This window comes from Allokutzneria multivorans (genome assembly GCF_039537405.1).
Taxonomy (GTDB): domain Bacteria; phylum Actinomycetota; class Actinomycetes; order Mycobacteriales; family Pseudonocardiaceae; genus Allokutzneria; species Allokutzneria multivorans.
The window spans coordinates 184,507-199,334 of the sequence record NZ_BAABAL010000018.1 but is presented as its reverse complement, the minus strand read 5'-3'; the positions used below and the strand labels follow the sequence as shown (position 1 = coordinate 199,334).

The 14,828-nt window shown below is 70.3% G+C and carries 15 protein-coding genes; 9 read left to right on the top strand and 6 right to left on the bottom strand.

Going from position 1 to position 14,828, the window contains the following annotated elements; all coding sequences use genetic code 11:
• The first annotated feature begins 10 nt into the window (after positions 1-10).
• The 4 genes from ABD798_RS24955 to ABD798_RS24940 all read left to right on the top strand — a co-directional run bounded on the left by ABD798_RS24955 (position 11) and on the right by ABD798_RS24940 (position 4,598).
• Positions 11-295 (top strand): hypothetical protein, encoded by a 285-nt coding sequence (locus ABD798_RS24955; RefSeq protein ID WP_344879288.1) that lies wholly within the window; start codon positions 11-13, stop codon positions 293-295.
• An 87-nt stretch (positions 296-382) separates the two neighbouring features.
• Positions 383-1,633, top strand: a complete 1,251-nt coding sequence (locus ABD798_RS24950) for an SLC13 family permease (RefSeq protein WP_344879285.1) — start codon at positions 383-385, stop codon at positions 1,631-1,633.
• A gap of 10 nt (positions 1,634-1,643) precedes the next feature.
• Positions 1,644-3,089 (top strand): acyl-CoA synthetase, encoded by a 1,446-nt coding sequence (locus ABD798_RS24945; protein ID WP_344879282.1) that lies wholly within the window; start codon positions 1,644-1,646, stop codon positions 3,087-3,089.
• Positions 3,090-3,272: 183 nt separating this feature from the next.
• Positions 3,273-4,598, top strand: a complete 1,326-nt coding sequence (locus tag ABD798_RS24940; RefSeq protein ID WP_344879279.1) for a carboxyl transferase domain-containing protein — start codon at positions 3,273-3,275, stop codon at positions 4,596-4,598.
• Here ABD798_RS24940 and ABD798_RS24935 read toward each other — a convergent pair.
• The 4 genes from ABD798_RS24935 to ABD798_RS24920 all read right to left on the bottom strand — a co-directional run bounded on the left by ABD798_RS24935 (position 4,580) and on the right by ABD798_RS24920 (position 8,700).
• Positions 4,580-6,337, bottom strand: coding sequence for a GTP-binding protein (locus tag ABD798_RS24935; RefSeq protein ID WP_344879276.1), 1,758 nt, complete (start codon positions 6,335-6,337; stop codon positions 4,580-4,582). The genes ABD798_RS24940 and ABD798_RS24935 overlap by 19 nt on opposite strands.
• Before the next feature lie 95 nt (positions 6,338-6,432).
• Positions 6,433-7,590, bottom strand: a complete 1,158-nt coding sequence (locus ABD798_RS24930; protein ID WP_344879273.1) for an MFS transporter — start codon at positions 7,588-7,590, stop codon at positions 6,433-6,435.
• A 55-nt stretch (positions 7,591-7,645) separates the two neighbouring features.
• Entirely contained in the window at positions 7,646-8,224 is a 579-nt protein-coding gene (locus tag ABD798_RS24925) for a TetR/AcrR family transcriptional regulator (protein WP_344879270.1), read from the bottom strand.
• Positions 8,225-8,256: 32 nt separating this feature from the next.
• The gene (locus ABD798_RS24920; protein ID WP_344879267.1) at positions 8,257-8,700 is read right to left on the bottom strand and encodes a MarR family winged helix-turn-helix transcriptional regulator; all 444 of its coding nucleotides are present in this window, start codon (positions 8,698-8,700) and stop codon (positions 8,257-8,259) included.
• 121 nt (positions 8,701-8,821) lie between these two features.
• On the opposite strand from ABD798_RS24920, the gene ABD798_RS24915 reads away from it, so the two are divergent.
• The 3 genes from ABD798_RS24915 (at position 8,822) to ABD798_RS24905 (ending at position 11,804) form a co-directional block, all read left to right on the top strand.
• The gene (locus ABD798_RS24915; protein ID WP_344879263.1) at positions 8,822-9,889 is read left to right on the top strand and encodes an oxidoreductase; all 1,068 of its coding nucleotides are present in this window, start codon (positions 8,822-8,824) and stop codon (positions 9,887-9,889) included.
• A gap of 212 nt (positions 9,890-10,101) precedes the next feature.
• Entirely contained in the window at positions 10,102-10,383 is a 282-nt protein-coding gene (locus ABD798_RS24910) for a metal-sensitive transcriptional regulator (RefSeq protein ID WP_086829598.1), read from the top strand.
• 29 nt (positions 10,384-10,412) lie between these two features.
• Positions 10,413-11,804, top strand: coding sequence for an ATP-binding protein (locus ABD798_RS24905; RefSeq protein ID WP_344879258.1), 1,392 nt, complete (start codon positions 10,413-10,415; stop codon positions 11,802-11,804).
• A gap of 209 nt (positions 11,805-12,013) precedes the next feature.
• On the opposite strand, the gene ABD798_RS24900 is transcribed toward ABD798_RS24905, so the two are convergent.
• The gene (locus tag ABD798_RS24900; protein ID WP_344879254.1) at positions 12,014-12,526 is read right to left on the bottom strand and encodes a DUF6218 family protein; all 513 of its coding nucleotides are present in this window, start codon (positions 12,524-12,526) and stop codon (positions 12,014-12,016) included.
• Complete coding sequence (locus tag ABD798_RS24895; protein ID WP_344879252.1) at positions 12,523-13,743, bottom strand: exonuclease domain-containing protein; 1,221 nt, start codon at positions 13,741-13,743, stop codon at positions 12,523-12,525. The genes ABD798_RS24900 and ABD798_RS24895 overlap by 4 nt, the downstream gene beginning before the upstream one ends.
• A 171-nt stretch (positions 13,744-13,914) precedes the next feature.
• Between ABD798_RS24895 and ABD798_RS24890 the strand changes: the two genes are divergently transcribed.
• Together ABD798_RS24890 and ABD798_RS24885 are read left to right on the top strand one after the other, a co-directional pair.
• Positions 13,915-14,088, top strand: coding sequence for a CsbD family protein (locus ABD798_RS24890; RefSeq protein ID WP_344879249.1), 174 nt, complete (start codon positions 13,915-13,917; stop codon positions 14,086-14,088).
• A 131-nt stretch (positions 14,089-14,219) separates the two neighbouring features.
• Positions 14,220-14,729, top strand: coding sequence for a DinB family protein (locus ABD798_RS24885; RefSeq protein WP_344879246.1), 510 nt, complete (start codon positions 14,220-14,222; stop codon positions 14,727-14,729).
• Positions 14,730-14,828 lie beyond the last annotated feature (99 nt).

Here is a 14,828-nt window from a genome sequence, read left to right as displayed (position 1 = left end):
AGAGGAAGAAATGCGCGTTCTCCTGATCGCGGGCGCGGTGCTCGCCGCCTCCGTCGCTTCCGGTGGAGCGGCCGTCGCCGCCCCGGCTGCCAAGGCCGCGTGCTCGGTGGTCGCCCAGTACAACGGCACCAACGTCTACAACAAGTCGAACAAGCCGGTCGCCACGCTCTCCAAGGGCGGCTCCCGCTCCTCGGAGTGCGGCACCCGGACGTACAACAGGCGCTCCGTGGTGTTCCTCAGCGGCGGCAGCACCTACGTCGAGGCCGCCTACGTGAAGATCGTGCAGAGCGCCTGAGCGGGCGGGCGTGCTCCCCGGTGCTTGACACGGCCGGGGACGCACGCCGATATTGGCTGAGCCAATTGGCCAATCCGGGAGCCGCCGATGTCACCCGAGCTGATCTCCATCCTCGTACTGGCCCTGGTCTTCACCCTGGCCACCACGCTGTCGGTGAACATGGGCGGTCTCGGCTTCGCCGCGGCGTTCCTGGTCGGCACGGGAGTCGGCGGCCTCACCGCGGAGAAGGTGCTCAGCGGTTTCCCCGGCGACATCTTCGTGGTGCTGGTCGGGGTGACCTACCTCTTCGGCATCGCCCGCGCCAACGGCACCGTCGACCGGCTCGTCGACCTCGCCGTGCGGATGGTCGGCGGCCGGATCGCGGTCATCCCGTGGGTGATGTTCGGCGTCACCGGACTGCTCACCGCGATCGGAGCGGTCAGCCCGGCGGCCGTCGCCATCGTCGCGCCGATCGCGCTCAACCTGGCCAACCGCTACGGCATCAACCAGCTGCTCATGGGCGCGCTCGTCGTGCACGGCGCACAGGCCGGCGGCTTCTCGCCCATCAGCGTCTACGGCGCGATCGTCAACGGCGTCGTCGAGCGCAACAGCCTGCCGCAGAACGAGATCGCGCTCTTCCTGGCCAGCCTCGTGGCCAACGCGGTGATCGCCGCGATCGTGTTCGTGGTCTTCGGCGGCCTCAAGCTCGGGCGCGCCGACAAGCCCACCGAGAACTCCGAGAACACCGAGGCGGCGCCGCGCGAGCCGATCACCTTCCACCAGGTGCTGACGCTGCTCGGCCTGGTCACGCTCGTGGTGCTGACGCTGGCGTTCGACCTCAACGTCGGCTTGGTCGCGATCACCATCGCGGTCGTGCTCGGCGTGGCCGCCCCCAAGATCAACGCCGAGGCCGTCAACAAGATCACCTGGCCGACCGTGCTGCTCATCTGCGGCGTGCTCACCTACGTGTCGGTGCTGCAGCAGATGGGTGCGGTGACCTACGTCGGCAACGCCGTGCGGGACGTGGGATCACCCACGCTCGCGGTGCTCCTGCTGCTGTTCATCGGCGCGATCGTCTCCGCGCTCGCGTCCTCGGTCGGCGTGCTCGGCGCGACCATCCCGCTCGCGGTTCCGCTGCTCTCGGTGGGTCACATCGACCCCGTGAGCATGGTCGCCGCCCTCGCCGTCGCCGCGACCGTGGTCGACGTGAGCCCCTTCTCCACCAACGGCGCCATCGTGCTGGCCAACGCCCGCGATGTTGACCGCGACGCGTTCTTCAAGCAGCTTCTGCGGTACGGCGCGATCATCGTCGCCGCCTCACCGGTGGTGTTGTGGGCCGTCCTGGCAGTAGTCGGATGAAGGGCTTGAGATGAACTCCCCGCTGTTCCCGGCGTTGGCCGAACCTACAGAGCGCGAGGCGATCCGCTTCGGCGAGCGCGCGCTGAGCTACCGCGAGCTGGCTGGCGTCGCCGGGCACCTGGCGGGCGAGCTGGCCGGGGTGGGCCGGGTCGCGGTGTGGGCCACCAACAGCATCGAGACGTGCGTGGGCGTGGTCGCCGCGCTGCTCGCCGGTGTGCCCGCGGTCCCGATCAACCCCAAGATCGGCGAGCGCGAGCTGGCGCACATCCTCGGCGACAGCGCGCCCGGTCTGGTCCTGAGCGCACCCGGGACGACGCTGCCCGACGGCTTCGGCGACATCAGGCGCGTCGATGTCGGCCTCGACGTGCCCGCCACCGAGCCGGAGAAGCTGCCCGAGCCGGACGCCGAAGCTCCCGCGCTGGTCATCTACACCTCCGGAACCACCGGCGCCCCCAAGGGCGTCGTGCTGCCTCGGCGTTCGATCTCCAGCAACCTCGACAGCCTCGCGGGCGCGTGGGAGTGGACCAGCGAGGACGTGCTCGTGCACGGGCTGCCGCTGTTCCACGTGCACGGCCTGGGCGTCGGCGTGCTCGGACCGCTGCGCCTCGGCGGCACCCTGCACCACCTGGGCGCCTTCTCCACCGCCGGGATCGGCGCCGAACTGGGCGGCGCGGCCACGATGATGTTCGGCGTCCCGACCATGTACAGCCGCCTGGTCGCCGACGCCGAAGCCGACCCCGAACTGGCCAAGGCCATCGGGCGTGCCCGGCTGCTGGTCTCCGGCTCCGCGCCACTGCCCGCGAGCGTGCACCAGCGCATCTCCGACGCCACCGGCCAGCTCGTCGTGGAGCGCTACGGCATGTCCGAGACGCTGATGAACTGCTCCGTGCGCGCGGCGGGGGAGCGACGTCCCGGCACCGTCGGCCCGCCCGTGGACGGCGTGGACGTGCGGCTCGTGGACGAGTCCGGCGCGCCGATCGAAGGCGAGGACGACGAGACCGTCGGCGAGATCGAAGTCCGAGGCCCCAACCTGTTCCTGGAGTACCTCAACCGCCCCGACGCCACCGCCGAAGCCTTCCGCGACGGCTGGTTCCGCACCGGCGACGTGGCCACGCGCGGCAAGGACGGCTACATCCGCATCGTCGGCCGGCGCGCGGTCGACCTGATCAAGACCGGTGGCTACAAGGTCGGCGCGGGCGAGGTGGAGAACGCGCTGCTGGAGCACCCGGGCGTCGTCGAGGTCGCGGTCACCGGCGAACCCGACGACGACCTGGGAGAGCGGATCGTCGCCTGGGTGGTGCCCGACGGCGAGGCGCCGAGCCCCCAGGAGCTGGCCGACCACGTCGCCCGCCTGCTCACCCCGCACAAGCGACCGCGCGTCGTGCACTACCTCGAAGCGTTGCCCCGCAACGACATGGGCAAGGTCATGAAGAAGGCCCTGAGCCAGAGGAGCTAGACCGCGCCGCGAAAGCCGTCGGGTTCACCAGTCTTCAAGACCCACAAACCCCCGTCTCCACGGTCTTCAACCACGACACACCATCGGGGCCGCCCGAAGTAGGGGGCGGTTGGCGATGATCGAAAGGGGGGTTCGGTGGTCTTGAAGACTGCCCTACCCGCCCTCACACAGGACAGGAGCTAGATGGACCCGCGCAGTGCCCGTGACGTGCTCCGCCTGGTCGCTGAGTCCTTCTCCGGCTTCTCGGAGATCAGCGGCGAGGTGTCCGACCCGCTCGGGTGGCCGGGCTACGCGGAGAAGCAACGCGAGCTGAGCGCCGATCACGGCCCCCGCGAATCCGTCCTTTGTGGACACGGGCGGATTCGCGGGGGCGGCGAGTGCGTGCTGATCTCCTTCGACTTCCGCTACTTCGGCGGCTCACTCGGCTCGCGCACCGGAGACCTCCTCGTCGGAGCCTTCGACGAGGCCGTGCGACGGGGCCTGCCCGTGGTCTCGCTCGTCGCCTCCGGCGGCAGCCGCATGCAGGAAGGCATGCGCGCGCTGCTGCAGATGCAACGCATCGCGGGCGCGGCGGCGCGGCTCCGAGCTGCCGGATTGCCGCACGTCACCGTGCTGCGCAACCCCGTCGCGGGCGGAGCCTGGGCCTCGGTAGCCGCAAGCGCGGACGTCCTGCTCGCGGTCCCCGACGCCACGATCGGCTTCGCCGGAGCACGCGTGCGCGGCGACTCCGACAACTCCGACAACACGGAAGCCTTCACCAGCAAGGGAAAGCTCGCCCTCGGCCAGGTGCACCGACTGGTGGAGCTCGCGGACGTCGGCGCCGCGCTCGCCGAACTCCTGCCGCTGCTCGAACCCACCACCGCCGATGCCCCTGACGTGCCGAACGCGCTCGGGCACAACGACCTCCCGGCCACCGGCGCGGAGGCCGTGCGACGTGCGCGCGCCGCCGAGCGCCCCCGCGCCGAGGCCTACCTGGACGACCACTTCGACCGCCGCTTCCCCCTGGGCAGCGCCGACCCGGGCATGCTCTGCGGCTTCGGTAGCCGCCAAGGGAACACCCTCGCCTACGCCGCGCAGACCGGAACCGCCAACAGCCCAGCCGGATTCCGCGCCGCCGCGCGTCTGGTGCGGCTGGCGAACCGGCTGCGCCTGCCCATCTTGACGCTGGTCGACACGCCCGGAGCCGCCCACGACGCGCTCGCCGAGCAGGACGGGATCGGCCCCGCCATCGCCGAGCTGTTCACCGCCGTCGCCGACGCGAGCGTCCCGATCACCACGCTCGTCATCGGCGAAGGCGGCTCCGGCGGCGCGCTCGCCCTCACCTCGCACACCACGGTGTGGATCACTCCGGACGCCTACTTCTCCGTCATCGCACCCGAGTCGGCGAACGCGATCCTCAAGCGCGAGCCCGGAGAACTCGGCGCGACGATCGATCAACTCAAACTACGACCGCAGGACCTGATCGACCTCGGCGTCGTGCACGGGATCGCTCACCGGAGGAGCACGTAGCGGTCGAACTCCGCCTCCACCACGCCCTCACCACGCGTCAACCCCGGCAGAGCCTGCTGGAACGCGTGCACACGACCAGCCGGAATCTCCGCCTCCAGCTCGCACACCGCCCCACGCAGCACCGGCACCAACGGCACGCCGCGCAGTTTCGCCAACGCCGTCGACACCGCGCCGAGCGTGTCCGCGGGAACCTCCAACCGCAGACGGTGGATGGGCTCCAAGACCTCAGTGCCCGCGCGCCGCAACGCTTCCAGCAGCACCACCGGCGCCAAGCCCCGGAAATCGCCCGCCGTGCTCGACATCGACTTGTCGAAGCTGCCGTGCGCGTGGCTCTGCCGCGCCCAGTAACCCGATCGCGTCATCGTGACCAAGCAGTCGCGCACCTCCGCTCGCTGCAAAGCCGAGCGCACGGACTCTTCGACGGCGCGGAAGAACGAGAACGGCATCGAGCCCAGCTCGACCTCCAGCCGGAACTCCGCAGGCCCGGGCTCCACGCGCAGGCCGACCGTGGCGAGGAACGGATTGGAGTCGGTGTTGATCACCTCCACCGCCTCGCCGACGCCCACCGGCCGCTGGATGTGGATCGTCGTGGTCTCGCGGAAGTCCACGTCGATGCAGTACTCGGCGGCCAGCGTCGCCTGGATGACCTCCTTCTGCACCTCCCCGTACAGCGACACGGAGAAGTCCTCGCGCAGGTTGATCAGCGGGTCCTGCTCCGCCAGCTGCGTCAGCGCCGAGTGCAGCAAGCCCCGCTCCGACGGATCACGCGGCTCCACCACGGTCTCCAACGTCGGCGGAGCGAAGTGTCGCTCCACACCGGCTCGCGGGGCTCCGACGGCGTCGCCGACGCGGACCTTGGACAGGCCCCAGACCTTGCCGATCCGCCCCGAGCCCAGCTCACCGCCGCCGAAGACGCTCAGCGCGGTCACCTTGCCCGCATCGATCCGCTCGCGCGGCCGGAGCACCCCGGAGAACATCCGCACGTAGGCGATCTTCTCGCCACCCGCGCCGCGCTCGACCTTGAACACCGTGCCGGACAGCGGCCCGTCCGTGCTGGACTCCTCGGCGGGCAAGAACTCCGTGATCCCGGCGATCAGCTCGTCCACCCCGGCTCCGCTCACCGCCGAGCCGAAGAAGACCGGGTGCACCAGGGCGCGCCGCGTCTGGGCGACCAGCGCTGATCGCACCCACGAGACCTGGCCGTCCACATAGGACTCGATCAGCTCGTCGTCGTGCTCCGCCAGCACCTCCGCGAGCCGGGCGGTGTCGTCGAGCGGCACGACCGAGCGCGTCAGCTTCTCCGCCATCGCCCGCACCGTGCGAGCGGCGTCGGCGGTGGGCCGGTCCATCTTGTTCACGAACACCAGCGTCGGGATGCGCAGGCGCCGCAACGTGCGCATCAGCACGCGGGTCTGCGCCTGCACGCCCTCCAGGCCCGACACCACCAGCACCGCGCCGTCGAGCACGCTCAGCACGCGCTCGACCTCGGCGATGAAGTCCGGGTGCCCGGGGGTGTCGATGAGGTTCACGGTGACGTCGTCGACGACGAAGGACACCACGGCCGACTTGATGGTGATCCCGCGCTGCCGTTCGAGCGCGAGCGAATCCGTCTGCGTGTCACCGTCGTCGACGCTGCCGGGGCGCTCGATCACCCCGGCGGAGTGCAGCAGCCGTTCGGTCAGGCTGGTCTTACCGGCGTCCACGTGGGCGAGCACGCCCAGGTTGAGAGTGCGAACCACGAATCCCTGTCCTTCGGGTGGCCAACAATTCCCTTGAGGAAGGACGTGGGGACTGGCAACGTGATCGCCTCCGGAGCTCGCGGACGAAGGCCGGACTACACCAGCTGCGGCGCCTGTGAGGCAACCGATTTCCGTGCGGCGAGCAGGCTGGCCAGGCCGAGCACCGCGAACACCACGCCCACCCACAGCGGCGAGGTCAGGCTCAGCCCGGCGCTGATGCCGAGCCCACCCGCCCACGAGCCGAGCCCGACACCGAGGCAGATCACGGCCGTGTGCACGGTGTTCACCAGCGGTCGGCTGTCGGCCGCCCGCATCACGCGAGTCGCCAGCGCCGGGTTCATCGACACCCCGACCAACCCGAGCACCACCACCGCCACGACCGTCACAGGCTGGCTCCCCGCGAACAACGCGAACCCCGACAACGTCACCACCAGCGCGGCCAACCCGAACGTCAGGATCGGCATCATGTGGCGGTCGGCGAAGCGCCCGATCACGGTGTTGCCCACGACCGTCGCGGCGCCGTAGACGGCCAGCAGCACGGGAACGACGGTGGGGGAGAAGCCGCTGACCTCGATGAAGATCGGCGAGAAGTAGCTGAACGCCGCGAACACCGACCCCACCAGCAGCCCGCTGGTCGCGTAGGCCGCCCACAACCTGCCGTTGCGCAGCGCCGCCAGCTCGGTGCGCAGGCTCATGCCCTCCGGACGCGACCCCGACGGCACCACGCGCAGGATCACCAGCCCTGCCAGCAGCGTCACGACCGCGACAGCCCAGAAGCTCGCGCGCCAGCCGTAGAACTGGTCGACCACCGTCGTCGCGGGCAGGCCGAGCACCGTGCCGATCATCAACCCGCCCAGCACCACCGCTGAGGCCCGTCCCCGGCGCTCCGGGCCGGCCATGTCCACCGCGACCGCGATCGCCACCCCGAAGAACGCCGAGGACGCCACACCGGTGATCACCCGTGACAGCAGCATCACGCCGTAGTCCGTCGCGACCGCGCCCAGCGCTTGGCCGACCAAGAACACCCCGGTCAGCGCGAGCAGCGAGTGCTTGCGCGGCACCCGCAACAACCCGACGGTGAGCACCGGGCCGCCCACGACCATCGCCCCGGAGAACGCCGAGATCAGGTAGCCGATCGCGGCCACCGACACCCCGAACTCCCCGGCGAGCGAGGGCATCAACCCCGACACCATGAACTCGCTCGTGGTCATCGCGAAGATCCCGAGCCCCAACACGTACACGGCCAACGGCATGACACAGACCCCAGTTCTGGAACGTACTGTACAAAAGTCGGGCAGAAGAAAAGCACTACAGGGCGGACAGGGTGCCCTCGATGACGTCGAGCAGCGCGGCGCGGTCGTCGGTGACCTTGCCCAGCACGCGCAGCCCGTAGTAGGCGCTCTGGAAGAACCTCGCCGCCTGCAAGGGCGAGCGCTCCGAGGACAGCTCCCCGGAGCTCTGGCCGACGGCCATCATGTGGCAGATCGTCTGTTCCAGGCGCACGAACTGCTTGTGCGCCAGCTCCGCGATCTCCGAGGTGCGGCCGCTGGCGTCCATCGCCGCGTTGATCGCCAGGCAGCCCCGGCGCTCCGGGTCGGCCATGTCCACGTCCACGCACCACACCATCAGCGCGCGCAACCGGTCCTTCACCGAGCCCGGCCGCTCCAGGATCTCCAGCTGCCCCTGCGGCCCGATCACCGAGTAGCGGCGCAGCGCGGCCTCGTAGAGCTGGCGCTTGCTGCCGAAGGCGTTGTACAGGCTGCCGCGCCCCAAGCCCGTGCTCTCGCAGAGGTCCTGCGTCGTGGTCGCCTCGTAGCCCTTGCGCCAGAACACCTCCATGGCGGCGTGCACCGCGGCGGTGTCGTCGAACTCCCTGGGCCTGCCCACGGTCGAAGGCTAGGTGATTCTGTATCGCTCAGTCAACAAGTCTCGACCGAGCCGCGCGCGAACTCGCACAGGTTGCCCTCCACCCGCGCCAACGCCGAGGACAGCGCGGCGACCTCCGCCTCGCTCAGCCCGTTGAGGGTGATCTTCTCCAGCTCGTCCCACGCGGCGAGCACGCGCTCGCGCAGCGCCAGCCCGGCCTTGGTGGACTCCACTTCCCAAGCCCGGCCGTCCGTGCTGCACCGGTTGCGGCGCACGAAACCCGCGTGCTCCAAGCGCTGCACCGTCCTGGTCAGCGTCGAAGCGTCCACGTCCAGCGCCTCCGACAGTGCGCTCTGCCGCTGCGGTCCGTGGTCCCACACCTGCATCATCAGCAGTTCCTGGCCGGGGTGCAGGCCCATCTCGCGCAGCAGCTGGGCGGCCACCGTGCGGTGCAGCCGCGCCACGCGGATCACCTGGGTGTTGACGGGACTGGTCACCGGAGCCTCATTTCGTGGTCGACCACAATATTACGTGTGCCCCAGGTCACTGCCGCAGTCGGAATGTCCGCTCCCGGGAGTTAGTTGGTCGAACAAGTAACTGCGAACTCGGGGAGACGAGATGACCACGGCATTCGATTCGATCGACCTGGCGGGCACCAAGCTGGCCAACCGCATCGCCATGGCGCCGATGACCAGGAGCCGCGCGGGCGAGGGCGGCGTGCCCACCGAGACGATGGCGGCCTACTACGCGCAACGCGCCGCCGCCGGGCTGATCATCACCGAGGGCATCCAGCCGTCCGTCATCGGCCAGGGCTACCCCGACACCCCGGGTCTGCACAGCGCCGAGCAGGTCGCGGGCTGGCGCAAGGTCACCGACGCCGTGCACGCCGCGGGCGGGCGGATCTACGCGCAGATCATGCACACCGGCCGCATCGGCCACCCCAGCCTGCTGCCCGGCGAGCTCGTCCCGACCGGCCCGTCCGCCATCGCCGCGCAGGGCCAGGTCTTCACCGGCACCGGCATGCACGACTTCGTGACGCCGAAGGAGCTGACCGAGCAGGAGATCCACCAGACGATCGCCGACTTCGCCGCCGCCGCGCGCAACGCGATCGAGGCGGGCTTCGACGGTGTGGAACTCCACGGCGCCAACGGCTACCTGATCCAGCAGTTCCTCTCCAGCAACGCCAACGTGCGCACCGACGACTGGGGCGGGACCGTGCGCGGGCGCATCCGCTTCGCCGTGGAGGTCGCTACGGCCGTCGCCGCCGCGATCGGGGCCGACCGCACCGCGCTGCGCATCTCCCCGGCCGGCACCTACAACGACATCGCCGAGGACTCCCACCGCGAGGTCTACACCGCGCTGGTCCAGGAGATCGAGCCGCTCGGGCTGTCCTACCTGCACATCGCCGAGGGCACCGACCGCGACCTCACCCTGGCCATCCGCGAGCGCTTCAGCGGCGTGCTGATCCTCAACCCGTTCACCGAGGGCCGCCCGACCGACCACTCCGAACTGCACCTGGTCGAAGCCGGTGTCGCCGACGTCCTCGCCTTCGGAGCGCAGTTCCTCGCCAACCCCGACCTGCCGGTCCGCCTGGCCACCGCCGGGCCGTACAACACCCCCGACCCCGCCTCCTTCTACGGCGGCGACACCCGGGGCTACACCGACTACCCGGTGCTGACCCCCTGACCCGAGCGAGGGCTCACCCCACTGCGGACGGTGGCCGTTTTCGCGATTGTTGAGCCATGATCTCGACGAGAACGAAGACGGCGCCGGACACCTCGGGTTCGGGGAGGGGACCCGTACCTCGCCCCTGACGACCGCGTGGGACCGGCCGCACGGGCTGCCGTTCAACTCCGAGCCGCACATCATCCGGGCCTTCGACTCGCTAACCTAGACCGATGCGGGGATACACCGAGGGCAAGGACGGCTACCTCAAACGGCTGCGCCGGATCGAGGGCCAGATCCGCGGTCTTCAGCGGATGGTCGACAACGACGAGTACTGCATCGACGTCCTCACGCAGATCTCCGCGGCGACGAAGGCGCTCCAAGCCGTCTCCCTCGGTCTTCTCGACGAGCACCTCAAGCACTGCGTCAGCCAGGCCATCGCCGAGGGCGGCGAGGGCGCGGACGCCAAGATCCGCGAGGCGAGCGACGCCATCGCCCGCCTCGTCCGCTCCTGACCCGGTCCGGCAGGGGTAGCGTCGCGGGGGTGACGAGTCAGCCCTCCGCGCGCACCCTGGGCGAGCTGAAGAGCTCCGGTTACCAGTCCCGCGACGTCAAGACCGAGATCCGGCACAACCTCATCGCCGCGCTGCGCGGCGGAGAACGCGTGTGGTCGGGCATCGTCGGGTTCGACCACTCCGTGCTCCCGCAGCTCGAACGCGCGCTGCTGGCCGGGCACGACGTGGTGCTGCTCGGCGAGCGCGGGCAGGGCAAGACGCGCCTGCTGCGCTCGCTGGTCGCGCTGCTGGACGAGTGGACGCCGGTGATCGACGGCGCCGAGCTGCCGGAGGACCCGTTCGACCCGATCACCCCCGCGTCGCGGCGGCGGGCGGCCGAGCTGGGCGACCAGCTGCCGATCGCCTGGCTGCACCGCGACCAGCGCTACGCGGAGAAGCTCGCCACGCCCGACACCAGCGTCGGTGACCTGGTCGGCGACGTGGACCCGGTGAAGGTCGCGCAGGGCCGCAGCCTCGGCGATCCCGAGACCATCCACTTCGGGCTCGTCCCGCGCGCCCACCGCGGCATCATCGCGCTCAACGAGCTGCCCGACCTCGCCGAGCGCATCCAGGTGGCGCTGCTCAACGTCATGGAGGAGCGCGACATCCAGGTGCGCGGCTACACGCTGCGGCTGCCGCTGGACGTGCTGCTGGTCGCCACGGCCAACCCCGAGGACTACACGAACCGGGGGCGGATCATCACCCCGTTGAAGGACCGCTTCGGCGCGGAGATCCGCACCCACTACCCGCTGGAGATCTCCGACGAGGTCGCCATGGTGCGCCAGGAGGCCGATCTCTGCGCCGAGGTCGCCGACCACCTGCTGGAGGTCGGCGCGCGCTTCGTGCGGCACCTGCGCGAGTCCAACGGCGTCGACCAGCGCTCCGGCGTCTCCGCGCGCTTCGCCATCGCGGCGGCCGAAACCGTCGCGGCGGCGGCACTCCGGCGCGCCGCGCTGACCGAGGAGTGGCCCGCCGTCGCGCGCCCGGTCGACCTGGAGGCCGTGGTCCCCGTGCTGCGCGGGAAGCTGGAGTTCGAGGCAGGCGTGGAGGGCCCGGAGAGCGTCGAGCTGCTGACCCACCTGCTGCGCCGCGCCGTCGCCGACACCGGCCGGGCGCTGCTCGCGGGCGTGGACCTGGCCCCTCTCGCCGCGGCGGTCTCTGGCGGACAACCCGTCACCACCGGGGAGCGCGTACCCGCCACCGACGTGCTCAAGGCACTGCCCGAGCTGCCCGTGCTCGTAGACGTCGCCAAGCGCTTGGGCGTAGAACCCAACGACCCCGTGGGCCGCATCGCCGGAGCCGTCGAGTTCGCGTTGGAGCTCCTCTACCTGAACCGCCGCCTGGGCAAGCAGTCCACCACCACCCACACCACCTACACCTAGGGCTTGTCCTGTAAGTGGTTGCGCTGTGTGTTCCGGTCACGGTGTCGCTGGGGGTTGGGGTGTCTTCAAGACCACCAAACCCCTCTGTTGATCATCGCTAACCGCCGTAAACCCTGCGGTGTTGCCGGGTTTGCCGTCGTTGAAGACGGCTGGGGTGGGGGCTGGGTGGTCTTGAAGACCGGCAGACCCGGTGACTCACAGGACAGGGCCTAGCCGTCCCCCTCGCCTCGACGTGCGTTGAGGGCGTGGGCGAGGCGGAGGTGCGGGGTGGTGGTCTCGTGGTGGGCGGCGATGGTCCAGGTGAGCATGCGGGCCGTGGTCAGGGCTCGGGTCGCGGACGGGCAGGCGTCCTCCGGGCGCACGAGCCCGACGGCCCGGCGGAACGCCATCGCGGTGTCCGGTAGCGGATCAGGGATCACGCGAGTCCACTTCGGACTGTCCACTTGGGAGCGTCGAGCGGCCAGGACATCGTTCAACAGCAGGGGAATCGACGTGCAGTGCGACGGCGTGAAGCCGGTGCGGTCGCGCAGGAGCTGAACGGTGCGCGCGGGGTCCCACGACGCGAGCGAGCGGTCGGAGCACAGCGCGGGAAGGTGCGCGGCGGAGCTGGGGGACAGCAGCCACGCTCCGGTGTGCGTGCCGTCCAGGCCGACGTGCCAGACCGCGACGCTGTCGGCGCCGTCGTGCCCGGGGCCCTGTCCGATCGCGACGTAGCCGATCACCGCTGATCCCGGTCGAGGGCCGCGAGCAGGCGGTGGAACGCGGCCTCGGTGATCACCGGGACCCCGCGCTCGCGCGCCTGCCTGGCCTTGCCGGAGAGCGTGTCCGCGTCGGCCGCGACGACCAGGCGCGTCTTGCCGCTGACGTGGTCAGGCCGCACCACCAGGCCGGCACGCACGGCACGCCGCTCCCACTCCTCGCGCGGCAGCATCGTGTCGCCGGTGAACACCACCCTGTCACCCGGTTGGAGCCGGAAACCCCTGCGCGCCTGGGCCTTTCCGGAGCTCAACGCCTGTGTCACGGCATCGTCGGGCAGGCCGAGCATCCCCGCGACGTCGCGCAGCTCGGCGCGCTCGGACTCCCCGACCCAGCCGGAGCGCCGCGCGGCCGCCGCGAGGGCTTCGAGGTAGCCCAGGTGCAGTCGCTCCACGGTCTCGCGGTCCAGGCCGAGCGTCGCGGCGACCTCGATCAGCTCGTCCTGCTCGCTCAACGACACGTAGCGGTCCAGCATCGCCTTGTCGAGCACGGCCAGGTACGGCTCGGCCCCGGCGGGCTCGTGCACGCGGGGAAGCGTGTCCACCAGGCGCGCCAGGAAGTGCTCGGTCTCAGCACCGGCGACCGCGCGGCGCACGGGCCGCCGTCCCGGCTCGTCGAAGTGCGGCCACGACAGGCTCGCGGCGGAGCTGAGCAGCGAAGACCACGGCTCCGGCCGCCCGCACCGCGTCAGGTACACCGAGAGCAGCCCAGCGGCCGCGTGCGCGTCGTGCAGCGCGGAGTGCGCGTGGTCCAGCACCACACCCGCCACGCGGCAGCACGTGGCCAGCGAGCGCGACGGTGAGTCCAGGTAGGTCTCGGCCAGCGCCATCGTGCAGAGCCCGGACTCCAGCTCCAACGGCGTGCTGACACCGACGCGGTCGAACTCCGCGGTGAGAAAACCCAGGTCGAAGGCCAGGTTGTGGGCGACGAGCACCCGACCGGCCAGCTGAGCGGACAGCTCTCCGGCGATCTGGTCGAAGGTCGGGGCCCTGCGGACCTCGGCGGCTGTGATGCGGTGGATGCGCTGGGGGCCGAGGTCGCGCAGCGGGTTGAGCAGCGTGCACCACTCGCCGGTCACCGCGCCGTGGGCGTCGAGGTGCACCACCGCGACCTCCACGACGCGGTGGTGCATGCCGGGGAGCAGTCCGGTGGTCTCGACGTCGACGACGGCGTAACCCTTCATGATCTCCTGTGTACCGGGGCAAGCTTTCCGTTGTGTCACAACGAGAAGTGCTTCAGGCAACTACCTGGCCCAAGATTTTTCACGAGTAACGCGTTTGGCGGTGTCGCCGCCGGGAACCCGAAGTTCGACACACCAAGAGCTGACATCGACATCGACAACGGCGGAGGCGACATGAGCGACTCGGACAAAATCGAGAACAAGGCCGATGAGCTCAAGGGCAAGGCCAAGGAGAAGGTCGGCGAGGCCACGGACAACGAGCAGTGGCAGGCCGAGGGCAAGGGCGAACAGGTGAAGGCGAACCTGAAGCAGGCCGCCGAGAAGGTGAAGGACGCTTTCCGCGGATGACGGGATGACCCTCCGCTCCCAGTCCTCCGCGACGAAATGAGAAAGGCCCGGCGCAGCAGGGGCGCCGGGCCTTTCTCCTGCCCGGACAAATACCGCGCCGCGCGGGCTCGGGTGACGTAGCGTCCGAGCGCATGAGCCAACGCAAGCGCCCCGCGTTCACCGCGGACGAGCGGACCCAGCTGGTCGGCTGGCTGGACATGCAGCGCGACATCGTGCGCTGGAAGTGCGAAGGGGTCTCCGACACCGACGCTCACCGGGCCGTTCTGCCCGCGTCGCCGAACATGACGATGGCCGGGTTGCTCTCGCACATGCGCTGGACCGAGCAGATGTGGTTCGAGGTGATGCTGCTCGACGCCCCGGCCGTCGGACCGCAGTTCGACGAATCCGACGAGGACGCCGACATGAAGGTCGACGGCGTTCCGCTGGCCCAGTTGCTCGACGAATACGAACGGCAGTGCCACAGGTCCAACGAGATCGTGGCCGGGCTTTCCCTCGACGACATCGGCAAGAACCGGAAGTGGCCGGTCGGGCAGGCTTCCGTGCGCTGGGTCCTGTTGCACATGTTGGAGGAGACCGCGCGGCACCTCGGGCACATGGACGCCATTCGGGAGCTGCTCGACGGCGGGACGGGCTATTACTGAGCGCCATTCGGCCCAGCTCGAAACACGACCGCGAGATTCCGATGTGACTCGCCCGCGTCGACGCTCGCGTGTCAACCTGCGAACGCAGGATTCGTGTTA